The organism is Frateuria sp. GZRR35 (assembly GCF_051900415.1).
Classification (GTDB): domain Bacteria; phylum Pseudomonadota; class Gammaproteobacteria; order Xanthomonadales; family Rhodanobacteraceae; genus Frateuria_A.
On the sequence record NZ_JBHZGL010000019.1, the window covers coordinates 18,057 to 40,374 of the forward strand.

Sequence of the window (22,318 nt, forward strand, 5' to 3'; positions counted from 1 at the left end):
CGCCGGCGCCGACGTCTCAGAGTGCGTAGCCGAACCGATCGATCAGTGGCCGCAGCAAGGGCAGCACCGGCGCGAACTGCTCGCGATAGCCGTGCCAGCGGTTGACCGCCCGCGGGTGGATGCCATGGGTGACCTGCGCATAGCTGGGCGTGCTGATGAAGCGCTTGCTCCGCGCATGCTCGGCGAAGCGGGTCATCGGCGAGACATCATCGACCTCGAGGAACGCGCCCAGCCGCGCGAGGTGCGTATCAAGATCGTCGACGACCGATTCGTAGCGCCACTCGAGCACCCGTGGCGCGAACACCTCTACCTGCCGGTACCACTGCTCGAAGGCCTGCACGTAACCCCGTGCCAGGCGCTCCAGCGACGAGCACAGCACCATGAACGCCGGTGAGCGGAACGGCTGCATGCTGCAGCTGAGCAACACGTCGCAGGGATGGCGCAGGCACAGGACGATCCGCGCCTTGGGGAACAGCCGCATGATCATTGGCAGGCACAGCATGTTGAGCGGATTCTTGTCGACCAGCCGATGCGGCTCGCGGTCGGGCAGCACGCGGTCGACCATGCGGAAGTAGGCAGCGCGCAACTGGTCGGCTTCCGCGCCGGTGAGGTTCGCCAGGTCGGAGGGATAGCGCTGACCGACCTGTTCCATGCGCTCGGTCAGCTCGTGGATGAAGGCGCGCTCGTCCATCGAGCGGAAGTCCGGGTGGGCGTCGAGCATCTGCTCCAGCAACGTGGTGCCCGAACGCGGAAAGCCGACCACGAAGACCGGACTCTGCCGACTGTCCGGCGCGCTCAGCGGCTGCCATCGTGCATAAGCGGCGTGGTCGACCTCGGCCATCTGCAGTGGCCGGCTGCCGGGTGCCAGCAGGTCGGGAAGGACGTTGCGTGCGATCTCCACCTGCCTGGCATGCGCGGTTTCCAGGGCTTGCCAGGCTTCCGCGTGCCGACCCAGCCGGTCGCACGCCGAGGCCAGCGCGAATGCGGCGCTGGCGCGGGTATCGTCGTCGTCGGCGTGCGCGAGTGCGCGTTGGTACAACGCCGCCGCCTCGCCATAGGCGCCGGTGCGCATGGCCAGCGCGGCGTGTGCGCGCCAGACATCCGCGCGCGCCTGGCGGGCATCCGGTGGCAACGCGTCGAGAGCGTCGAGCGGGAGCCGCTCCAGTTCATGCCGGGCCTGGTCGAGCTGATTGTTGCGTTCGTGCAACAGGACCCGCTGCGCCGTGATGCGCAACCGCAAGGAGCCCGCCACCGCTTCGCCGGGCAACTGGGCCCGCGCCAGCGTACGCAGTGCCGTTTCCAGATCACCCTGCGCCGACAGCATGGTGGACAGGATCAGCGCCTGTTCGCCCGGTTGCCCGGGCCAGTCGCTGGCGCCGTCGAGCATCGCCTCCTGGCAGGTGTTGTCACCGCAGACGTAGCAGGCATAGGCGGCCTGCAGGCGCGCCTCGATGACGTCCGGTGCGCGGTCGACCGCGTCGAGCAGGGTCTCCCGCGCCAACGGCCAGCGTCGCTGCTGGATGTAGAGCAGGCCCAGGTTGTAGAGCACGTCGGCGTCGTCCGGCGCCAGCGAAATCGCCCTGGCGAGAGCCTGCTCGGCGGCGGGCAGGTCACCGCTCAGCCGGCAGGCGACGCCCAGGTTGTTCCAGTAGGCGGAGGCGTCCGGTCGATGCTGCGCAAGGTGATGGAAGGTCGCCGCGGCCTGGCCGTAGCGGCCGGTCGCCTGTTGCGCCAGTCCGAGCAGCAACTGGATGCCTTCGTCCGTCCTGTCGCCCGCCTGGCCGGCGAGCGCGATGACGCGCTCCATGTCGCCGGCGTTGAAGGCGCCGGCCATGGCGTTGGCGAGCTCGGTGGCGGGGTGGGGCATGCATCCTCGGGCGCGGTCGGCCGAATCCCATTATGCAAGAGGGGCCGCGGACTGCTCCGCGGCCCCTCCTTGCGTCCGGTCAGCTCCGGCGGGCTCTCGTCAGAACTTCACCGTCGCACGGACCCAGTAATAGCGCCCGAGTACATCGTAGGTGGCGGTGTCGACGTTGTAGTTCGAACCGTTCTGGTAAAGCCGCGGCGGCTGCTTGTCGGTGATGTTGTCCACGCCGATGTCGAACTTGGTGTGGATCGCCGGCACGTTGTAGCCAAGCTGGATCGAGTGGTAGAGCACCGAGGCGACCGGGATGTCGACGCCGGCGATGGCGTAGTCGGCATTGAGCGCAGTCAGGTGGTTGATGTAGCGCGACTGCCACTGCGCGTTCCAGTTGCCCTTGTCCCAGTTCAACGTGACGGTGCCGCGCCAGCGCGAGATGTTGCCGAACTGCGGGGTGTAGGTGCCGGCGTAATTGACCGACTCCGCACCCGCTTCGCCCGGCGTCGCATTGACGTTGTAGGTGGCGGTGTAACTGGTGTTGAGGCCCGCCCGGAAGTTGCCCGGATCCATGCTGCCGACATCGAAGTGCGGGATCTTGTAGCGCAGCGTGTAGTCGATGCCCGAGGTGCTGAGCGTACCGAGGTTGACCACCGGCGTATTGATCAGGAACACCTGGCCCGGCTGGCGGCTGGTATTGTCCTGGCGCGTGATGAACGAGCAGTACGGGCTGGCGTTGTTGTTGTAGCAGGCGCTGACCACGGTGTCGGCCTGGATCGCCGTCAGCGTGTCGGACAGGTAGATGTGCCAGAAGTCGACGCTGGTCGACAGGCCCGGTGCCCAGTCCGGATCGTAGACCAGGCCGAAGTCGATCGACTTGCCCTTTTCCGGCTTCAGGCTCGCGCCCACGGTGGCCGCGCCCGAATAGAACGTGTTGACCTGCGCCGGCGAGTTGCCCGCCCAGTTCACCGGAACGAACTGGCAGGCGGCCTGGTGCGCCGCCAGCTCTTCGGCGGTGCGCCCGACGCAAGGATCGTTCAGCACCGGCTGGACCAGCGTGCGGCCGTCGTACAACTCATTGAGGTTGGGCGCGCGGAACACCTGCGAGACCGTGCCGCGCAACAGCAGGGTATCGGTCGGGCGCCACTCGATCGCGATCTTGCCGTTGGTGGTGGTGCCGGTGGTGCTGTAGTTGGAACTGCGCACGCCCAGGTCCAGGTACAGCGACTTGGCCCATGCCACGTCCGACACCAGCGGGATCAGCGTCTCGGCAAACAACTCCTTGACGTCGTAGCTGCCGCGCCCGGGCGAGCCGCAGGCTTCCTGCAGGATCTGGCAGGTGGTGGTGACCGGGTCGAGCACCGCGAAGTCGCTCACGGTGTAGTTCATGAACTGCTTGCGGTACAACGCGCCGACCGACAGCTGCATCGGCCCGGCGGGCAGGTCCCACAGCTCGCCGCTGGCGTCGAACTGCGCCTGCTTGGTCGACTGGGTGAACACGTAGATCGGCGTCTTCACGCCGGCGCTCAACACATCGCCGGCGTTCGCCTGGTCGAAGATGTTGGCTCCGGCATCGACCGCCGCCTGCAACGAGGGGATGTCCACCTCGTTGGTGTCGCGCTGGTCGCGCTTGGTGTGGCTGTAATTGATCGACGCGTCCCAGATCCAGCTGCTGTCCTGGCCGAAGGCCCCGCGCAGGCCCGCGTTCAACTGCCCGGTGTTGGTCGTGTAGCTGTGCACACGCGTGCCGGCACCGGTCAGGCGGGTCTGGAAGTTGTAGCCGCTGTTCGGATCGCCGGCGATCGCGCCCTGGCTGAAGGTGACGCCGAACGGGTTGATCGGGTTGTCGGCCGAAATGATCAGGCCGTCGCCCGTGCCGACCGGCGAGGGCGCGTCCTGGCCGCTGGATACCGTGTGGTTGTAGAACGCGTTGACGTACGCGCTCACGTTGTCGGTGATGTGGAAGTCCGCCAGCACGAAACCGTTGGTACGCTTCTGCGCGGTCTGGATGTAGTTGAGCGCGGCGTAGTTGTACGTGTCCGAAGAGAGTCGGCAACGGTAGTCGCCCAGGCTCGACCCGTCGCCCGAGGACAGCGTCACCTGGGCGGTTTGCGTCGCCGGGTCGACCGCGCAGCCGTACTGGGCGGCAATCGCGGCGGGCACCTGGATGCGGCCGGTCGGGATCGAGCTGGAACCGGCCGCCACCACCGAGCCGCTCGACAGATACAGCTGCTGCCGGGAGAACTTGCGGCGCGACGCGAGCGTCTCGTCGTACTTGTTGTAGTCGATGCCGGCGGCAATGCTGTAGCGCTCGCCGGTCATGCCGCCGGTGAGGTTGAAGCCGTGGCGCTTGGCGTCGCCGTGGCTGGAGATGCCGTCGTTGAGGCTGAACTGGACGCCCTTGAAGTCCTTGCGCAGGATGAAGTTGACCACGCCGCCGATGGCATCGGAGCCGTACACCGTGGAAGCGCCCTCGGCCAGCACGTCGACCCGCTCGATCATCTCCGGCGGGATCAGGTTGATGTCCGGGTTGGCCATGCGCTGGCCGTTGACCAGCACCAGCGTGCGGTTGTTGCCCAGGCCGCGCAACGACACGCGCGAAGCGCCGTCGCCAGCTTCCAGCAAGGGACTGGCCACGCCGCCGCCGTTGCTGTTGTTCTGCGGATTGGTGGCGTTGCCCGAGATGCTGGGCATCTGCTGCAACACATCGCCCAGGACGGGCTTGCCCGAATTGCTGAGGGCCGCGCGATCCAGCGTGATGACCGGGCTGGCCGTCTCGGCGTCAACGCGCCGGATCAGCGAACCGGTTACCTGGATCGACTCAAGAGTCTTGGCTTCCTTTTTGGAGGGGGCGGTCTGGTCCTGCGCAACCTGCTCGGACGAGGTCGGATTCTCCGCCGTCGTCACCTGCGCCTGAGCCACTCCCGCCACCGAAAAAACACCCGCACTCAACGCAAGACGCACTGCCAAAGACAAGTGATTCAAGTCGTATTTCATGTGCACTCCCCGGTGAAGTAAATCCCTGCTTCCCCCGCTCATGTCGAGCGCACCGAGTATGACAGCAACAACTGTTTAACAAGCAAGTGCCCATGCCCTCAGTCATGGGTAAAGCAGATGCGCGGCCAATCCGCCGGCTGGTCGGCTGTCATGGACACTATCTTCCGGCCGTATGGATGGCCGAACGTCGTCCCGATCAATCTCCGGGCACGGACCGGTTGAGGTCGCCGATGGCCGCGACGAGGTCGGCCACCGCCATGCGCTCCACTTCGCTGAGGTCGGGATTCCAGCTGTCGACAATCAGCACCACGCGGGTCTGAGCGCTGCGGTTCCAGGCTTCGTGCTCGAAGGTGTCGTCGAAGGTGACGCAGCGGCCCTCTTCCCACACATGGGTCTCGCCACCCACGCGCAACGCGCAATCGGGCGGCACGACCAGCGGAAGGTGCGTCACCAGGCGTGTATTGGTGACGCCACGGTGGGGCCGGATGTGCGTGCCCGGGCGCAGCACCGAGAACAGTGTTTCCGGTGCGTGGTCGCGCACCCGTACCAGCGGCATGCCGTCCAGCAGCGCGCTGGTGTTCGGGCAGCGCGCGCAGTTGGCGTCGTGGCGCACGCCGTGGCGATAGAAGAAGAAGGCATCCCACGCCGCCTCCTGCGGACCGGTGGCGTCGAGCAGCCGTGCCGCGACCGCGGCGGCCGAAGGCGCGCCCAGGAACGGCACCAGCGGATCGTCCACCTCCGACAACACCTCGCGAAGCTCTGCGCGGATCGCATCGACCGCCGCCTCCAGCCGTGCGTGTTCCGGAAAGCGCTCGCGCGGGTAGTAGGTCTGGCTGGGCACGCCGGGGAAGTACAGGAACAGGGGCCGCTGCCGCGGGTCGGGCAGGGGCGCGGGCTGCTCGTGCAGATAGATGGCCAGGCACTGGTCGACGCGGGCCAGCTCCGCGCGTCCGTAGCGCTGGCGCAGCGGCTCGATGACCGCGTCGAACAGTTCCCGCCGCCCGGCCGCGACGTATTGCGTGGCGTGCTTGACCGCCTCGCGCACGCCCGGCGCGGTGGTGTCGTCGCTGAGCCAGCGGCCCTGCGCCTGCGCCGCGTTGATCGCGCCGAGATAAGCAGTCACGGCCTCGTGCCGGCGCCCCTGCTGCTCGTACAGCACGCCCAGGCGCAGGCGCGCCACGAACATGCCCGGTGCAAGCGCCAGGCCCTTGCGCAGGCTGTCCTCGGCGCCACGCAGGTCGCCGGCCGTGACCTGCGCGGTGCCCAGCTGATGCAGGATCGCCGCGTCGTCAGGTTCGGCGCGGTGCGCGGCGTGCAAAAGGCCGATCGCCGCCTCCACGTCGCCGCGGCCGAGCTGGCAGGAGGCCAGGAACTGGAGCGCCTCGGCATCATCGGGCCGCTGTTCGAGCAGGCGCGAAAACGCCTGCTCGGCATGCGCGATGTCACCGCGCTGCATAGCGGCCAGCGCCTGCTCGCGGCAAGTCGCGGCGGTGGCGTCGTCCATCGGTGCGTTCATGCGCGGAGCGTAGCCGACAACGGCAGGCACCGGCGCATGCGGTGGAACTCGCCGGTGGCGAGCGACCACGCCGAGCCGTCGACATCAGGGGTGCGTACTCGATGGGGCGCGAGGCAAGGCCGCCCCCATCCGCCCTTCGGGCACCTTCCCCCGCAAGCGGGGGAAGGACCGGTTGCGTCGCGACCACACATCCCGTTCCCGTCCCGTAAGCGGCGGGAGACCAGCCGGGTCGCGACCACACATTCCGAGCCTCCCCTGCAAGCGAGGGCAGGACCGGTCGGTCGCGATACACATCCCGAGCCCTCCCCTGCAAGCGAGGGAAGGACCGGTCGGTCGCGATACGCATCCCGAGCCTTCCCCTGCAAGCGGGGAAGGGCCGGTCGGTCGCGATACACATCCCGAGCCTTCCCCGGCAACCGAGGGAAGGACCGGTCGGGTCGTGATACACATCCCGAGCCTTCCCCCGCTCGGCGGGGGAAGGTGCCGACAGGCGGATGGGGGTTACCGGAGCGTGAGACCCGACGTGCGGGCACCGTCATCCCCAATGCAGGATCAGCGCGCGGGGTAGGCTTGAGCCCACCCTCTCCTGCGGCGCGGGGAGGCGGGCTAAGCCCCACCCCACGAAACCGCGAAGCGGCAACTCAGCGCGCGTAGCGCTGCTGCAGGAACGCAAACATCGCGCGCAGGCCCATCGCTTCGCCACCGCGCGGGCGGCCGGGACGGTCGGCATCGTTCCAGGCGTAGGTGTCCAGGTGCAGCCACGGCAGGCCGTCGGGCACGAACCGTTCCAGGTACAGCGCCGCGGTGATGGCGCCGGCGTGCCGCGATGCGCCGGAGTTGGCGAAGTCCGCCACCGACGAGTCGAGCATCTTGCGATACGGACGCCACAGGGGCAGCCGCCACAACGGGTCGACCACGGCGCGGCCGGCATCCAGCACCCGTTCGGCCAGCGCATCCTGATTGGCAAACAGCACCGGCAGGTCCGGCCCCAGCGCCACGCGTGCCGCGCCGGTCAGGGTGGCGAAGTCGAGCATCAACTCCGGCTGTTGCTCGGCGCCGTAGGCGATCGCGTCGCACAGGATCAGGCGACCTTCGGCGTCGGTGTTGTCCACCTCCACCGTGTGGCCGGCGCGGGTGGTGATCACCTCGCCCGGACGCATCGCGTTACCGGCGATGGCGTTCTCCACCGCCGGGACCAGCAGGGTGAGGCGCACCGGCAGCTTCGCCTGCATCACCAGGCCGGCCAGCGCGATCGCGTGCGCGGCGCCGCCCATGTCCTTCTTCATGTTGCGCATGCCGTCGGACGGCTTGATATCCAGGCCGCCGGTGTCGAAGCAGACGCCCTTGCCGATCACCACCAGTTTCGGGTCCGACGCCTTGCCCCAAGTGAGCTCGACCAGCCGCGGCGCGCGATGGCTGGCACGGCCGACCGCGTGGATGGTGGGGAAGTTGGCCTTCAGCAGTTCCTCGCCGACCCACTCGCGCAGCTTGGCCTTGTGCGCCTTGGCCAGTTGCTTCACCGCGTCGGCCAGGTGTTCCGGGCCCATGTCTTCGGTCGGTGTGTTGACCAGGTCACGCACGCGGGCGGTGGCCTCGCTTATCGGCGCCAGCGCGGCGAGTTCCGCGCTCGGCACGGCCAGCGTGGCCGGCGCGCGCGTGCCCTTGCGATAGCGCTCGAAACGGTAGGCACCCAGCGCCCAGCCCAGCGCCGCCAGATGCATGTCGGTCAGTGCGCCGTTGTCGGCCAGGTGGTAGCTGCCCACCGGCAACGCGTAGGGCAGCCCCGCCAGGGCGGCCAACGGCTCGGACGGATCGACCGCCACCAGCACGCGGGCGAGCTTGCCGTTGGCATCGGGCAACAGCGCAAAGCGTCCGGGGCGCGGTTCGAAACCGGTCTGCTCCAGCCAGCGTCGCTGGCTGGCATCCAGGCGCTTGAGAGCGTCCTTGTAATGCGCGCTGTCGACGGCTTCGATGGCGATGCCCTGGGCCTTGCCGGCCTTGCGTTCGATCAGGGCGGACGGGGAGCTCTCCGGCATGGCTTCGTGCCTCTTCGGTTGCAGCGAGTCGGACATGATGCGCCGATGCGTGGGATATGCCAAACCATCGCAGGTAAGCCGAGGGGTGCGCTTTGGGGCACGCCGCCTTCCGGTTGCGTGTCCGCAAGCGGGGGCCATCGTCCCTGCAGGAGCGCGCTTGTGCGCGAGCGGGAGGCGTGGCGGTCGCGCACAGGTGCGCTCCTACAGCCCCCAGGCAGGAAGCGGCTTGCGCGATCTTGAGCCCTCTCCCCGCCGGGGAGAGGGTTGGGTGAGGGGCCGGGGCTTGCGAAGGAAGCCAGTGACGCTAGGACCCCTGGCTCCGCTCCAGCCAGTCCGCCAGTGCACCCATGTCCGGCAGATCCAGGTCCGGCGGCGCCCCCAGCCCGTCCGGCCAGGGGAGCCGCTCGCGGTTGATCCACGCCGTGCGCAAGCCCGCCGCGCGCGCCCCGCGCATGTCGAGGTCGGCGTCGTCACCCACGTGCAGGATGTGCTCCGGCGCCACGCCCAGCCGTTCGGCCGCCACCTGGAAGATCCGCACGTCCGGCTTGCCCACGCCGGTGTCCCGTGCGCAGACCTGGCAATGGAAGTGCGCGTGGATACCGATCCGCTCCAGGTCCGCGTTGCCGTTGGTCAGGCTCGCCACCGGCCAGCGCGCGGTGATGCGCTCCAGTGCCGGCAGCGCGTCGGTGTAGAGCTCCACGCGGTTGCGCGCGGCGAAGTAGACCTCCCACAACGCCTCGATCGGCACCTCGTCCAGCCCGCAGGCTTCGAAGGCGCGTCGCATGGTCAGGTGGCGCTGGGTGGTGAAGTCGTGCGCCAGGTCCAGCCGCTCGGCGGCCACCTGCGCACGCAACTGGCGCATTGCCGGGATCGGCCAGCGCGTGGCGACTTCCGGATGGTGCGTGCGCAGGTAGGCGTCCAGCTCGCGGTCGGCGCATTCCAGGGCCGGCAGTACCGGCCACAGGGTGTCGTCCAGATCCAGCGTCAGCGCGAGGATGCGCACGCGCGCACCCGTCGCTCAGCGCTCGCCGAGGCGCAACACCTGGCCGGCCTTCAGCTCATTGCCCTTCAGGTGGTTCCAGGCGCGCAGGTCGGCCACGTCGACCGCATGCGCGCGGGCGATCGAGGACAGCGTGTCGCCCCTGGCGACCTTGTAGGTGCGCGGCTTGGCGACGGTGGACTTGACCGTGGCGCTGGCGGTGACCTTGGCGAACGCCGGGCCGCGCGCAGCGGCGGCATCGATCGTGGTGGCCTCACCGTGGACGCCCTTCAGGCTGGCCTTCTCGGCGGCCTTGGCGCGACGTTCTTCCAGCGCGCGCTTGGCTTCGGCGGTGCGCTCGGAGGTCGGCGCGATCGCGGCGCGCGAGGCGTAGGTGGCGCCCGGCGCGGCGACCGGCGCGGCGCTGGGCGCCGACGGCTGCTGCGGTACTGCGCGTGCGCCTACCGCGGCGAGGATCTGCGCGCGGCGCGAGGCATCGGCCGCCGCCAGCGCGCTGCCGGCGTCGTAGGGCAGCGCATCGTCGCGGCGCACCACCGCCGCGGCCTTGTCGCCCTTGGCGAAATCGACGAACGCCTTTGCCTCGTCAGCGTGCGGGCTGTTCGGGTTGGTCACCAGGTAGAGCGGGGAGTAGAGCTTGTAGCTGCCGCTGGCGACGGTGGACACGCTGGGTGCGGTGCCGTCGATGCGGATCATCTTGACCTTGCGGTTGTCGGCCACGCGCGAGAGCGTGGTCACGCCGATCGCCTTCGGATCGAGCGTCACCGCCTCTTCCAGCTTGGCGGTGTTGACGTACAGGCGCGGCGCCGCCACCGGCTGGTTGCCGCGACCGAACAGGAGCTTGCGCAGGCTGAACTCCACGCCATCGCCCGGGCTCGCCACCGCGTACACGTGCATCGGCTCGCTGCGGCCACCGACTTCGTTCCAGTTGGTGATCTTGCCGTAATAGATGTCGTGCAACTGCTTGAGGGTGAGGTTGCTGACCGGGTTGTTCGGGTGGGTGATCATCACCAGCCCGTCCCACGCCACCGGCGTGAACACCAGCCCCGATTCCTGCGCGCTGCCGTTGCCCGGGCGTGCGCTGCCGGCGATGTCGGCGCTGCCACTGCGCAGCGCATCCAGGCCCGAAGCAGTGTTGAACGGCTGCACGTCGACCTTGCCGTGGCCACTCTTGGTCCAGGTGGTAGCCAGGTCCTGCACCAGGCCACGCGTGGTGGCGACGTCGCCGCGCAAGGTCAGCGTGGGCCCGGCAGCGAATGCGGCCGTAGTGAGGCAGGCGCCCAGCAGGGCGGCGACGGACAGGCGAACGGAACGGACGGGCATGACTTCGGACAACCTACGGCTTCGATGGATGGCGTGAGCGTGCCGTGAAGGCAGCATGCGCGCAGTGATGGGAGTCCGGTATTTCATCGGTCCCATCGCCAAACATCAAGCAGGGTCACAGGTTGGCGTTAAGGATGAATGTGCGTGGCGATACATCCGAAGCGACGCCGCCACCGAAATCTTCCCCGTTCGCGAGGGAATGGATCCCACCTGTGCCATCCAGCCCCCCGACCGACCCTTCCCCCGCGTTCGCGGTGGAAGGCTCCCACCTGTGCCACCCAGCGTCCCGACCGATCCTTCCCCCGTACACGGGGGAAAGGTGCCCGAAGGGCGGATGGGGGAAGCCTTGCCGCAGCCCTCCCGGACATCCCGCCCAAGAGCGCCCCCATCCGCCTATCGGCACCTTCCCCCGCGTTCGCGGTGGAAGGCTCCCACCTGTGCCACCCAGCGTCCCGACCGATCCTTCCCCCGTACACGGGGGGAAGGTGCCTGAAGGGCGGATGGGGGAAGCCTTGCCTCGGCCCTCCCTGACATGTCGCCCAAGAGCGCCCCCATCCGCCTGTCGGCACCTTCCCCCGCGTTCGCAGGGGAAGGCTCGAAGTGCGGCCCAAGGCCAGGGTCGTCACTCCAACCTCGCGGCAGGGGAGGGGGCTGATCCCGCGCGCTCAATCCATCGGCACGTACCGCACGCCCCCGTCGCTGTCCACCACCAGCACCAACTGCCGCGGCTGCATGGCGACCAGCCCGCGCAATTCGCGCAGGCTCGTCACGCGCCGGTTGTTCACGCCGATCACGATGTCGCCCTCGCCCAGTCCCATGCGGTCGGCACGGCTGCCGCCCTGCACCGAAGTCACCGCCACGCCGGCTACACCTTGGCCGCGCTGCGCCATCGACAACTCACTGAAACGCACGCCCGCCAGGCGCGCATCGAGCGTGGCGCCATCGACGCTGGCGAGCTTCTCCGGCGTCAGTGTCGCCTGCACCTGGTGCGGCTCGCCGTTGCGGGTGAGCTTCAGCGTGACCTGGCTACCCAGCGGCAGCAGCCCTTCGGCGTTGCGCAACTCATCGCTGTCGTGCAGCGGCTTGCCGTCGATCGCCTGCAGCACGTCGCCCGGCGAGAGTCCCGCGTGCGCGGCCGCCGAATCGGGCGCTACGCGCGTCACCACGACGCCCTGGCTGGTCGACAGATTCAGCAACTTGGCAATACGCGGCGTGATGTCCTGCGTCTGCACGCCCAGGCTGCCGCGCACCACCTTGCCGTGCTCGATCAGCTGCCGCATGACCTGCGTGGTGAGGTCGCTCGGAATCGCGAAGCCGATACCCACGTTCCCGCCCGAAGGCGACAGGATCATCGTGTTGATGCCGACCAGCTCGCCATTGAGATTGACCAGCGCGCCACCCGAATTGCCCGGATTGATCGACGCATCGGTCTGGATGAAGTTCTGGTAACCCGAGCCACCCAGCCCCGAGCGACCCAGCGCCGAGACGATGCCCGAGGTCACCGTCTGCCCGAGCCCGAACGGATCGCCCACAGCCACCACGAAGTCGCCCACGCGCAGGTTCGACGAGTCCGCCACCGGCAGCGCCTTCAGCCCCTTGGCCGGGATCTGCACCACGGCCACGTCGGTATCCGGATCGGTGCCGATCAGCTTGCCCTTGAACGTGCGCCCATCCTGCAGCGTCACCGTGATGTCGTCCGCGCCGCCGACCACGTGGTTGTTGGTGAGCACATAGCCCTTGGCCGCGTCCACGATCACCCCCGAGCCCAGGCTCTGTTCCACGCGCTCGCGCGGCGAGGAGGGCAGGCCGAAGAACTGGCGGAAGATCGGATCGTCGAAATACGGGTCGCGCACCGCCACCCGTGTCTTGGTGGAGATGTTCACCACCGCCGGCGTCACCTTCTGGAGCATCGGCGCCAGCGAAGGCAGCGGCTGGCCGGACACGCTCGCGGGCAACGCGGCGCGACTGGCGGCGGGCCAGCCCAGCAGCAGTGCGCTGCAAAGGGCGAGGGCGGACGAAAGGCGACGGGCGCTCATGCAATCTCCTTGAACAAAAAAAACGTACCCGACCTGCGACTGTAAACCCGGCATCCGGGTTCCATGGTGACGGCGATGCGACGCGCGATCGGCGCCAACCCGCGCAGTCGCTGGACCACGGAAATTTCAGTTGACGCCTACGCAACCCGGCGATACCGTTCATGCCCGGTCGCACCACAACATCTTGTGTGAGTCGTTCGGGCTCCCACCCAAGTGCTGTGTCGATGCGGCAACCTCGGGGGAGGACGCCGCAAGGCCGGATATTCAAGGAAAACGCACGCGCAACGCCTCGCCAGGCCCCTCGGGAACCGGCAGCGCAGCGGGCGGCGTTGGTCAAAACAACAGTTGGGTCGCAAGGCCGGGAGACAGACAATCGATGAGCACCGCGCGCGCACCACTTGCCGCCACCCGTGATACGGCCATCCCGCTGCAGCCGGCCTCCTACGACATCTGGGACAAGAAGTACCGCCTGCGCACCAAGTCGGGCGAGCCGGTGGACGGCACCATCGACGAGACCTGGCAGCGCGTCGCGCGCGCCCTCTCCGACGTGGAAGCGACCGAGGAGCTGCGCGCGCACTGGTACGAGCGCTTCCTGTGGGCGCTGCGCCGCGGCGCGATCCCGGCCGGCCGCATCACCTCCAACGCCGGCGCGCTGGAGCACAAGCCGGCCACTTCCACGATCAACTGCACCGTGTCCGGCACCATCCGCGACTCGATGGACGACATCCTGGAGAAGGTCCACGAGGCGGGCCTGACCCTGAAGGCCGGCTGCGGCATCGGCTACGAGTTCTCCACGCTGCGCCCGCGCGGCGCGTACGTGTCCGGCGCCGGCGCCTACACCTCCGGCCCGCTGTCCTTCATGGATATCTACGACAAGATGTGCTTCACCGTGTCGTCGGCCGGTGGCCGCCGCGGCGCGCAGATGGGCACCTTCGACATCTCCCATCCGGACGCCAAGGAATTCATCCGCGCCAAGCGCGAGGACGGCCGCCTGCGCCAGTTCAACCTGTCCCTGCTGATCACCGACGGCTTCATGCAGGCGGTCGAGCACGACCAGGACTGGCCGCTGGTCTTCCCGGTGCACGTCAAGGAGCGCGAGGAGATCGACCTCACCGACCCGACCAAGGTCGTCTGGCGTGAGTGGCCCACCCACGAGAACTACGTCGACCGCGAGGACGGCCTGGTCGCCTGCAAGATCTACGGCACCATCCGCGCGCGGCACCTGTGGGACATGATCATGGTCTCGACGTACGACTACGCCGAGCCGGGATTCATCCTGATCGACAAGGTCAACGAGATGAACAACAACTGGTGGTGCGAGCACATCCGCGCCACCAACCCCTGCGGCGAGCAGCCGCTGCCGCCGTACGGCTCCTGCCTGCTCGGCTCGATCAACCTGACCACCTTCGTGCGCGACCCGTTCGGCCCGAAGGCCCGCTTCGACTGGGACGAGTACCGCGACGTGGTCAAGGTGTTCACCCGCATGCTCGACAACGTGGTGGAGATCAACGGCCTGCCGCTGGAGCAGCAGCGCAACGAGATCATGTCCAAGCGCCGTCACGGCATGGGCTTCCTCGGCCTGGGCTCGACCCTGACCATGCTCAAGATGCGCTACGGCTCCGAACAGGCGGTGTCCTTCACCGAAGACGTCTCGCGCGAGATGGCCGTGGCCGGCTGGGAAGTGGCGCTGGACCTGGCCAAGGAAAAGGGCGCCGCCCCGGTGCTGGCCAAGGAGTACACCGTCACCGGCGACATGCTGCGCAAGCGCCCGGAAATGGCGAAGGACGGCTACAAGATCGGCGACACCATCCGCGGCAGCGTGCTGCACGCCAAGTACAGCCGCTACATGCAGCGCATCGCCACCGTCGCCCCCAACCTGGTCAAGGAACTTGCCGAGACCGGCGCGCGCTTCACCCACCACAGCTCGATCGCACCGACCGGCACCATTTCGCTGTCGCTGGCCAACAACGCCTCCAACGGCATCGAGCCCAGCTTCGCCCACCACTACTCGCGCAACGTGATCCGCGAGGGCAAGAAGTCCAAGGAAAAGGTCGAGGTCTACAGCTACGAGCTGCTCGCCTACCGTGCCCTCATCAATGCCGACGCGCTGCCGTTCACCGACGAGGCGGCCAACAAGCTGCCGGAGTACTTCGTGGCTGCCGACGACATCAGCCCGAAGGAGCACGTGGACATCCAGGCCGCCTCGCAGAAGTGGATCGACTCGTCCATTTCCAAGACCGCCAACGTCCCCACCGACTACCCCTACGAAGACTTCAAGGACATCTACTTCTACGCCTACAAGCAGGGCCTGAAGGGGTGCACCACCTTCCGCTTCAACCCCGCCGCGTTCCAGGGCGTGCTGGTCAAGGAAACCGACCTTGCCAACACCCTCTACCGCTTTGAATTGGAAGACGGTAGCGTTATCGAACTGAAGGGTAATGAGCAGGTGGAATATGACGGCGAAATGCACACCGCCGCCAACCTGTTCGATGCCCTGAAGGAAGGCTATTACGGCAAGTTCTAGCCAACGCAGGTCTCACACAAAAAACCTAAGTCGGAGGGGAAGACCAGATGTCCATCGATACCGAGAACCAGGCGCAGAACAATTCCATGCCGCCCGTCGGCGATCCGCCGTCCACCGAAGCGCCGGTGGGTTCGCCCGCTCCGCAAACGCCGATGAAGGCTGCGCCGAAGAAGGCCGCTGCCAAGAAGGCCGCGCCGAAGAAGGCCGCCGCCAAAAAGGCTGCGCCGAAGAAGGCCGCCGCCAAGAAGGCTGCGCCGAAGAAGGCCGCGGCCAAGAAGGCGGCTCCGAAGAAGGCCGCCGCCAAGAAGGCTGCGCCGAAGAAGGCCGCGGCCAAGAAGGCGGCTCCGAAGAAGGCTGCTGCCAAGAAGGCCGCGCCGAAGAAGGCCGCCGCCAAGAAGGCGGCTCCGAAGAAGGCTGCCGCCAAGAAGGCAGTCCCGAAGAAGGCCGCTGCCAAGAAGGGCGCTTCGAAGAAGACGGTCGCCAAGAAGGCACCGGCCAAGAAGGTCAGCAGCAAGAAGACGGCCGTGAAGAAGGCCGCTCCCAAGAAGGCGGCAGGGAAGAAGTCCGCCAGCAAGAAGACCGTCGCCAAGGCGTCGGTCAAGCGGTCCACTGCCAGCAAGAAGGCGGCGCCGAAGAAGGCTGCCCGCCGCAAGTAAGCCGTACCGCCTCCGGCCCGGGTTCGCCCGGGCCGGAGTCTTCCTCACCACCCGCGCCGCGCGCACCGCCCTCCCGCCAGGGACCGCGAACCGAAAGCCACCACCGCGCGTGCTGCCTCCCCGCACAAGCGGAAATCCATTTGCTCCTGCCCTTAGAAGGGCCGCCCCAGATGGATTCCCCCTTCTGCGAGCTTCAACGCATCGTCCAACCACCGGCCGCCCGTCGACGGCCCGCCAGAGAAAGAGAAAACACCCATGACGATCAAGATCGAAAAGAAGATCAAGGGCTACCAGGTCGTCAAGCCCGAAGACAAGGCCGCCCCGGTCGCCGCCGCGCCCGAGAAAAAGGCCGCCGAGCCGCGCCAGGCCGAAATCATCCAGATGCACGAGAGCGTCGAGCGCCCCGAATCGCTCGTCGGCTCCACCTTCAAGATCAAGTCGCCGCTGTTCGAGCACGCGCTGTACGTCACCATCAACGACATCGTGCTCAACCAGGGCACCCCGCACGAACAGCGCCGCCCCTTCGAGATCTTCATCAACTCGAAGAACATGGACCACTTCCAGTGGATCGTGGCGCTCACCCGCATCCTCTCGGCCGTGTTCCGCAAGGGCGGCGACGTGACGTTTATCGTCGAGGAGCTGAAGGCGGTGTTCGATCCGCGTGGTGGGTACTTCAAGGCCGGTGGGGTCTACATGCCGAGCATCGTGGCTGAGATCGGGGCGGTGATCGAGCAGCACATGAAGAACATCGGGCTCATCCATGATCCGGAGATGGACGAGGCGCAGAAGAAGCTGGTGGCCGAGAAGCGGGCGGCGTATGAGGCGGCTTCGGCGGGGAAGAAGGCGGTTGAGGCTGCCTCTAACACCGAGAGCAATGCCAGCGGGTTTCCGCCGGGGGCGACGTTGTGCGCCAAGTGCAATACGCAGGCGCTGGTGCTGATGGATGGGTGTCAGACTTGTTTGAATTGTGGGTATTCGAAGTGCGGGTGAATGGATCTTGAGTAATGTCGAAGAAGGGTAGCTTGGCGGCTACCCTTTTTTTATGGTGGCAAAGTGGCACATCAAAAAGAGCCATTTTACAAGGGGAGAGATCATGACCGATGCTACCGACGCTTATCCAGGAGGATCCAAGTCGCGCGTCAACCGAGCTGGCGAGGCTGTCCGAGCGCAAGCTGCAACACCAGAGGACTTGGTAATAATTGAATCTTGGCGCGCTGCTCATCGGGCCGTGCTAAACACCTTTCAAGCAATTCTTCGGACCCGCTTGCGCGGGCGGGACGTAATTGTCGCGCAACGGCATAAACGTAAAAACACCATTTTTGATAAGTTGCGCCGGCTTCCCGGTATGCAACTCGCTCGCATGGATGATGTCGCTGGTTGCAGGCTAATTTTTAAAGACACAAAAGAACTTAATCGTTTCAGGAACGAGTTTCGTGAGGCGAAATTTAACCACAGTTTGCGGAACGATCCGAGCAAATACAACTATATAGACCACCCAAAGCAGACGGGCTATCGCGGCATACATGATATCTATGAGTACGATGTTAAGTCTGACGCGGGTAGGGGTTTAAAGGGGCTTTACATCGAAATTCAATACCGTACGCTGGTGCAGCATGCGTGGGCTACCGCTGTAGAGGTGGTCGGGTTCATCACCGAAAGCCAGCCGAAGTTCGAAAGGGGCGATGATCGCTATCGGCGCGCAATGGCTTTCGCCAGCGAGATTTTAGCCCGCGCTCACGAGGCCTCGACCGGGCCTTTTCCGGAACTCTCCGATCGGGATGTTCTAAAGAGCTTTCTTGAACTTGATGACGGCCTAGCGCTTATGCAGACACTACGAGGCTTGCATGAGGCAAAGAGTGATGTTTCGGACAAAAAGAACAGCATTTTGATTTTCAGTCCAAGCGGTGATCTAACCGTTAGAAGCTTCCGCGACGCAACAGATGCCCTTCGAGAACTTTTCGATCTAGAGAAGAGGATGCCCAATAGCGACATTGTGCTAGTACGGGCTGACACGGGCGAAGACGTTAGGACGGCTTTCCGTAACTACTTCAAGGATGCGCGCGAGTTCGTCAAGCTCATGGATAGCGCGTGTGCCAAGTTGAGCGGTCACCAACGTCGTTTGCGTCGGACGTAATTGCACCATATTCAAATTGCCTAGCTTGGGTTCGATGATGAATGACGACACTGGCTGCACAAGAAAGTCCCTTGAAGAAGCAATGGAAACGTGCCGCCCCGAGGTTGAGCGCATAAGGCGGCTTTCGGGTGCGTATGTAGCTGCCGCGCCGATGACCTTGTTGTTAAATAAGTACGGCTTAGATGTTCGGCGCGTTTGGCTCGAGCAGTGGGCATACGATTGGCTATATGGCTTTTTGTCGCGGCTTTGCGGAGTTCGCCCTGGTGAAGTAGATCCGTCGCTGCGGGATATTGCTGAAAAAGCTTTCGAGGTCTCGTCCTCGGGCTACGATGGCAGGTTCTTTCTGCAAGTATTGGAAGCTGGACTTACCGTGTCGCTAGCTTTTCGTGGCGGCTGGTACGACGCCGATCACTTTTTAGGGGGTGGCTCAATTTGCTTTTATGCCTTACGAAGTCAATGCGTTAAGGCGGCCTCCTTCGAAGTAGGTGATACTCCCGATGGACCAGCTAAGCTCAGTTTTCACGAAGACTACGATGATTTGGATATGCGGTGAGAAGGGCAGAAAACAAAAAAAAGGGGTCACCATTTCGGTGCCGGGGTCAATAGGTACAAGGCTCTTAACGAAAAAAGGGGTCGGGTTCATTTTAATTGGCCATTGTTCTGGACAGGCTAGACAATTATGATCACATCGCGCCTAGTTGATCCAGATAGATTAATCGGGATGGTCGTGGGTGGCTGCGGATTTTTAGCTGGCGAACAGATGAGCATACTGGCGCTTTGAGGATCGAATATGGCAGACAGCCACAAGTGGAAAAGCAAACTCGTCTCTTCAAGTGTTCCAATGGAGTTTGAGATTGCGAAGACGCTTGTAGCTTTAGGTTTTTCTGTATCGTCGGATTATGCGTATGCGAGAGACGATTCCGGGGTGGTCAAAGATTTTTCCGTGGACTTGCACGCGACCGCCTATGCGCCGTTCGGACGTTCTGACAGAGTCGAGGCGCAGTTGAACCTGCTTGTCGAATGCAAGCAACGCCGCGAATCGGTCCGCTGGCTGTTCTTCCCGGATCCTAATATCCCGGACTTTTCTCCGGTTGCTTTGGGTCGAACCCTCTCGAAGACGGACGAGTTTTCTTACGCGTTCTTTCCTTCAAATGCGACTGCTGATTTCGATGACGACGCGGTTCACTGCTACAAGGCAGTGGAGATAGATGAGGCTGACGGGCGCGTCTATGATGCTGAGATCAGGCATGGCCTTTTGCAACTGCAATATGGCTTGCCGAGGTTGGTGTCTGACACTGCCCTCTTTGGCTTACATTGTCATCCCGCCGATAACGCGCCCTTTATGAATTGCGCGATCCTGGTGACCTCCGCGAAGCTCATGGTCGCAGATCCGAGCCTGACTCGGTCGAAAATCGAGGCGGCAAATGACATTGGCGAGTTTTCCCGCGAGATTCCTTATCTCGTAATGTATGTGGATGTCGGGCCTGATTTTCAAAAGCACTGTTCAAGAGAATTCGGTGTGTTGGGCCGAGTAAGCGAAGCCGTCTTGTCGGAACTAGACTCTTATCGCTCGAAGCGAGGAGAATATGACTTCAAGCTACCTTCTCGCGTGGCGAGATCCCTCGCTTCCGGAGATCCGAGTGAACTGATCCCTCGTTTCACCCAATTGGTTGTTTGTAGCGAAGCTGGCTTCCCAGCCCTCGTGGATGCTATTAAGCGTTCTGTTGGAAGCGCCTGCAGAAAGCTACGGCGTTCGAGAAAGCGCTCGCGTTACAGCGTCGATAGGTAGCGAAAAATGGGTCAGGTTCGTTTAATGGTCCGCACAAATGCAATTAAAAAAAGGTGTCAGGGACAATTAGTGGCCACGGAAAAAGGGGCGTGGCTAGTTAAGTTGGCGGTCCTCCGGGCTTACGAGCGGAGAAGAACGGGGTCAGGTTTACTTTCTAGGCCTCGAAAATGAACCTGACCCTCTTTCTTGCTCGATGTTTGAGGTTGAAGCTCTGGACGTAACACTGGCCGAGGCGGCGCATGGCCATTGAAACGCCCCGGGCCGATGGGCCATCAACAAGAAGATGGACGTGGTTGTCCATGAGCACAAAGGCATGCAAGGCAACCTCGTGACGCCGGAACGCATCTTTCATGAGTCGCCGGAATCATGCCGATCTTGTCGTCGAGGAAGATTGCCCCTTTGTTGATTCCGCGCTGGGTGACGTGGAGCGGAATACCAGGCAGCAGCAGACGTGGCATCCGTGGCATGGTCGGGCTTCCTTCGAACGGAGTCGCCACCATGCAGCGGAAGGGAGCAGGGGTCTGTCCGGGAAGTCTTCCGGCTGTTGCAGCAAACAAAGGTGCCAGGGACAATTTTGCCCACCAGGGACAATTTTGCTCAAAGCCACTCCGAATAAAACAAAACAAAACAAAGGTGCCAGGGACAATTAATAGCTAGAAAACAAACAAAGAACAACAAAGGTGTCAAGGTGAGGTGGCCCGGCTTTTTCGGACACGTTAGTTAAGGGCGCTAACGGGGCTAGGTTCACTTTCCTAGGATAGGGGCGTATGGGTAACGAGCATTCCAGCGATCCCACGTGGGTGCGCCGGCACACGAACGTCGCCGACTTGCTGGACGATGGCATGGAAAACGGAAGCGACCTGGGCGCGCCCTTAGGCAGTGGCGAAGGCGCGGCCGATGAGCGTATCGACACCATGATTGCGGTCCGTTCCACGGTCGATCCGGTCGAAGTCCAGTTCGCGGGCGCGACGCTCGTGGACAAGGTGCAGAGCCCGCATGCCACGCCGGGTGAAACTGGGGTCAGAGTGCACTTTTAAAGTCAACTCTGACCCTTGTTTCGCTAACGGGGCCAGACCTCTTTTCGAACTCACGCGGCGGAAAACAGTAGCTTGTTGGGAGCAACGGATGAACAAACAAAGGTGCCAGGGACAATTTAATACCGAGAAACAGAGAAACAAAGGGGACGGAGGGAATTAAGGCGACATAGATCCCTCCGCCCCGTTTCCTTCTTTTCAAACAGAGAAACAAAGGGGACAGAGTAAAAGGGGTCAGGTTCATTTTCTAGGCCTCGAAAATGAACCTGACACCTTTCTTTTTCGAAAGCGCTTCCTTGAGCCCTGAAACTGGGGTCAGAGTGCACTTTTAAAGTCAACTCTGACCCTTGTTTCGCTAACGGGGCCAGACCTCTTTTCGAACTCACGCGGCGGAAAACAGTAGCTTGTTGGGAGCAACGGATGCGCCGAATTAGTCTTTTGCTTGTCACCACGCTACTGCTTGCCGGCTGCGCCACGGTACGGCCACCTATGCCGATGGTCTGCAAGAGACCTGCGCTGGTGTCATCTTCGGCGGCAAGTCAGTCCGGGCAGGATGCTTACGACCGGGGGGACTTCGCGCGGGCCTTGGCGCTGTGGCGGAAGGCAGCGGACGCCGGTGATGCTCGGGCGCAAGACAACCTTGGCTACCTGTATTTCATGGGCAAGGGTACCCGGAAGGATGAGGCGCGGGCGCTCTACTGGGGACGCCGCGCAGCGGAGCAGGGTGACATGTCCGCACAGACCCGGATCGGCCATCTGTATCGCTTTGGTGTAGGCATCGAGGCGAATCAGCGAGAAGCCTTCAAATGGCTGAGGAAGGCGGCCTTGCATGGGAGCGTGCTGGCCGCCAAGTACCTCGGCTCGATGTACGGCGGTGGAGAGGGCGTCCGGAAGAGCTGGCGCACCGCGGGGCTCTGGTACCAGCGCGCAGCCGACTGTGGAGATGCCGACGCCCAGGAGATGCTTGGCGCCATCTATGAGGAAGGGGCCGGGCGCCCGCAAGACCTGACGAAGGCCATTTACTGGTATGAGCGAGCCGCGGCAGGCGGCAATGCCGACGCCGCGGACGATCTCGAGCAGCTTTACCGGCGAGCCGAAAAAAAAGGGGATGTGGCTAATTAAATGTGAGGAAACAAAGGTGCCAAAACAAAGGTGCCAGGGACAATTCCGACCGCACTAACGGGGCCAGGTTCACTTTCCTAGGACAGGGGCGTATGGGTAACGAGCATTTCAGCGATCCCACGTGGGTGCGCCGGCACACGAACGTCGCCGACTTGCTGGACGATGGCATGGAAAACGGAAGCGACCTGGGCGCGCCCGTGGGCAGTGGCGAAGGCGCGGCCGATGAGCGTATCGACACCATGATTGCGGTCCGTTCCACGGTCGATCCGGTCGAAGTCCAGTTCGCGGGCGCGACG

General features: G+C 64.5%; 17 protein-coding genes. 9 read left to right on the plus strand and 8 right to left on the minus strand.

All coding sequences use genetic code 11. The features are described from left to right. Positions 1 to 16: 16 nt before the first annotated feature. The 7 genes from ACFWZ3_RS16725 to ACFWZ3_RS16755 form a co-directional block, all read right to left on the minus strand. Positions 17 to 1,867: a sulfotransferase gene (locus ACFWZ3_RS16725; RefSeq protein WP_439708810.1), complete on the minus strand. Its 1,851-nt coding sequence runs from the start codon at positions 1,865 to 1,867 to the stop codon at positions 17 to 19. A gap of 99 nt (positions 1,868 to 1,966) precedes the next feature. Beyond that, a complete protein-coding gene (locus tag ACFWZ3_RS16730) occupies positions 1,967 to 4,855 on the minus strand; it encodes a TonB-dependent receptor domain-containing protein (RefSeq protein ID WP_439708811.1) in 2,889 nt (962 codons plus the stop codon). Positions 4,856 to 5,051: 196 nt separating this feature from the next. Beyond that, on the minus strand, positions 5,052 to 6,371 hold the full coding sequence (locus ACFWZ3_RS16735; RefSeq protein WP_439708812.1) for an aspartyl/asparaginyl beta-hydroxylase domain-containing protein: 1,320 nt from the start codon (positions 6,369 to 6,371) through the stop codon (positions 5,052 to 5,054). Between the two features lie 641 nt (positions 6,372 to 7,012). Continuing rightward, positions 7,013 to 8,407 (minus strand): leucyl aminopeptidase family protein, encoded by a 1,395-nt coding sequence (locus ACFWZ3_RS16740; RefSeq protein ID WP_439708813.1) that lies wholly within the window; start codon positions 8,405 to 8,407, stop codon positions 7,013 to 7,015. A gap of 304 nt (positions 8,408 to 8,711) precedes the next feature. Then, complete coding sequence (locus ACFWZ3_RS16745; protein ID WP_439708814.1) at positions 8,712 to 9,410, minus strand: HAD family hydrolase; 699 nt, start codon at positions 9,408 to 9,410, stop codon at positions 8,712 to 8,714. 15 nt (positions 9,411 to 9,425) lie between these two features. Then, positions 9,426 to 10,727 carry a LysM peptidoglycan-binding domain-containing protein gene (locus tag ACFWZ3_RS16750; RefSeq protein WP_439708815.1) on the minus strand — a complete coding sequence of 434 codons (1,302 nt, stop codon included), beginning with the start codon at positions 10,725 to 10,727 and terminating at the stop codon, positions 9,426 to 9,428. A 665-nt stretch (positions 10,728 to 11,392) separates the two neighbouring features. After that, positions 11,393 to 12,763: a Do family serine endopeptidase gene (locus tag ACFWZ3_RS16755; protein ID WP_439708816.1), complete on the minus strand. Its 1,371-nt coding sequence runs from the start codon at positions 12,761 to 12,763 to the stop codon at positions 11,393 to 11,395. A gap of 376 nt (positions 12,764 to 13,139) precedes the next feature. Here ACFWZ3_RS16755 and ACFWZ3_RS16760 point away from each other — a divergent pair, with 376 nt between their 5' ends. The 6 genes from ACFWZ3_RS16760 (at position 13,140) to ACFWZ3_RS16785 (ending at position 19,866) form a co-directional block, all read left to right on the plus strand. Then, positions 13,140 to 15,287 (plus strand): adenosylcobalamin-dependent ribonucleoside-diphosphate reductase, encoded by a 2,148-nt coding sequence (locus ACFWZ3_RS16760; protein WP_439708817.1) that lies wholly within the window; start codon positions 13,140 to 13,142, stop codon positions 15,285 to 15,287. A gap of 152 nt (positions 15,288 to 15,439) precedes the next feature. Continuing rightward, positions 15,440 to 15,943 (plus strand): histone H1-like repetitive region-containing protein, encoded by a 504-nt coding sequence (locus tag ACFWZ3_RS16765; RefSeq protein WP_439708826.1) that lies wholly within the window; start codon positions 15,440 to 15,442, stop codon positions 15,941 to 15,943. A gap of 255 nt (positions 15,944 to 16,198) precedes the next feature. After that, on the plus strand, positions 16,199 to 16,933 hold the full coding sequence (locus ACFWZ3_RS16770; RefSeq protein WP_439708818.1) for a TSCPD domain-containing protein: 735 nt from the start codon (positions 16,199 to 16,201) through the stop codon (positions 16,931 to 16,933). A gap of 103 nt (positions 16,934 to 17,036) precedes the next feature. After that, the gene (locus tag ACFWZ3_RS16775; RefSeq protein ID WP_439708819.1) at positions 17,037 to 18,077 is read left to right on the plus strand and encodes a RelA/SpoT domain-containing protein; all 1,041 of its coding nucleotides are present in this window, start codon (positions 17,037 to 17,039) and stop codon (positions 18,075 to 18,077) included. 37 nt (positions 18,078 to 18,114) lie between these two features. After that, the gene (locus ACFWZ3_RS16780; RefSeq protein ID WP_439708820.1) at positions 18,115 to 18,630 is read left to right on the plus strand and encodes a hypothetical protein; all 516 of its coding nucleotides are present in this window, start codon (positions 18,115 to 18,117) and stop codon (positions 18,628 to 18,630) included. A 237-nt stretch (positions 18,631 to 18,867) separates the two neighbouring features. Next, positions 18,868 to 19,866 (plus strand): hypothetical protein, encoded by a 999-nt coding sequence (locus tag ACFWZ3_RS16785; protein WP_439708821.1) that lies wholly within the window; start codon positions 18,868 to 18,870, stop codon positions 19,864 to 19,866. Positions 19,867 to 20,020: 154 nt separating this feature from the next. Here ACFWZ3_RS16785 and ACFWZ3_RS16790 read toward each other — a convergent pair whose 3' ends face one another. Further along, positions 20,021 to 20,218, minus strand: coding sequence for a transposase (locus ACFWZ3_RS16790; RefSeq protein WP_439708822.1), 198 nt, complete (start codon positions 20,216 to 20,218; stop codon positions 20,021 to 20,023). A gap of 415 nt (positions 20,219 to 20,633) precedes the next feature. On the opposite strand from ACFWZ3_RS16790, the gene ACFWZ3_RS16795 reads away from it, so the two are divergent. From ACFWZ3_RS16795 to ACFWZ3_RS16805, 3 genes are all read left to right on the plus strand, one after another. After that, positions 20,634 to 20,903, plus strand: a complete 270-nt coding sequence (locus ACFWZ3_RS16795) for a hypothetical protein (RefSeq protein WP_439708823.1) — start codon at positions 20,634 to 20,636, stop codon at positions 20,901 to 20,903. A gap of 486 nt (positions 20,904 to 21,389) precedes the next feature. Next, entirely contained in the window at positions 21,390 to 22,022 is a 633-nt protein-coding gene (locus ACFWZ3_RS16800) for a tetratricopeptide repeat protein (RefSeq protein WP_439708824.1), read from the plus strand. 92 nt (positions 22,023 to 22,114) lie between these two features. Then, positions 22,115 to 22,318: hypothetical protein (locus ACFWZ3_RS16805; protein WP_439708825.1), on the plus strand; the 204-nt coding region annotated here is incomplete at its 3' end.

What these genes read in the sequence shown, in the direction of transcription:
- ACFWZ3_RS16725 (WP_439708810.1), bottom strand. Translation starts at nt 1,867, where the DNA reads ATGCCCCACCCCGCCACCGAGCTCGCCAACGCCATGGCCGGCGCCTTC.
- ACFWZ3_RS16730 (WP_439708811.1), bottom strand. Translation starts at nt 4,855, where the DNA reads ATGAAATACGACTTGAATCACTTGTCTTTGGCAGTGCGTCTTGCGTTG.
- ACFWZ3_RS16735 (WP_439708812.1), bottom strand. Translation starts at nt 6,371, where the DNA reads ATGAACGCACCGATGGACGACGCCACCGCCGCGACTTGCCGCGAGCAG.
- ACFWZ3_RS16740 (WP_439708813.1), bottom strand. Translation starts at nt 8,407, where the DNA reads ATGCCGGAGAGCTCCCCGTCCGCCCTGATCGAACGCAAGGCCGGCAAG.
- ACFWZ3_RS16750 (WP_439708815.1), bottom strand. Translation starts at nt 10,727, where the DNA reads ATGCCCGTCCGTTCCGTTCGCCTGTCCGTCGCCGCCCTGCTGGGCGCC.
- ACFWZ3_RS16755 (WP_439708816.1), bottom strand. Translation starts at nt 12,763, where the DNA reads ATGAGCGCCCGTCGCCTTTCGTCCGCCCTCGCCCTTTGCAGCGCACTG.
- ACFWZ3_RS16760 (WP_439708817.1), top strand. Translation starts at nt 13,140, where the DNA reads ATGAGCACCGCGCGCGCACCACTTGCCGCCACCCGTGATACGGCCATC.
- ACFWZ3_RS16765 (WP_439708826.1), top strand. Translation starts at nt 15,440, where the DNA reads ATGAAGGCTGCGCCGAAGAAGGCCGCTGCCAAGAAGGCCGCGCCGAAG.
- ACFWZ3_RS16770 (WP_439708818.1), top strand. Translation starts at nt 16,199, where the DNA reads ATGACGATCAAGATCGAAAAGAAGATCAAGGGCTACCAGGTCGTCAAG.
- ACFWZ3_RS16775 (WP_439708819.1), top strand. Translation starts at nt 17,037, where the DNA reads ATGACCGATGCTACCGACGCTTATCCAGGAGGATCCAAGTCGCGCGTC.
- ACFWZ3_RS16780 (WP_439708820.1), top strand. Translation starts at nt 18,115, where the DNA reads ATGAATGACGACACTGGCTGCACAAGAAAGTCCCTTGAAGAAGCAATG.
- ACFWZ3_RS16785 (WP_439708821.1), top strand. Translation starts at nt 18,868, where the DNA reads ATGGCAGACAGCCACAAGTGGAAAAGCAAACTCGTCTCTTCAAGTGTT.
- ACFWZ3_RS16790 (WP_439708822.1), bottom strand. Translation starts at nt 20,218, where the DNA reads ATGAAAGATGCGTTCCGGCGTCACGAGGTTGCCTTGCATGCCTTTGTG.
- ACFWZ3_RS16795 (WP_439708823.1), top strand. Translation starts at nt 20,634, where the DNA reads ATGGGTAACGAGCATTCCAGCGATCCCACGTGGGTGCGCCGGCACACG.
- ACFWZ3_RS16800 (WP_439708824.1), top strand. Translation starts at nt 21,390, where the DNA reads ATGCCGATGGTCTGCAAGAGACCTGCGCTGGTGTCATCTTCGGCGGCA.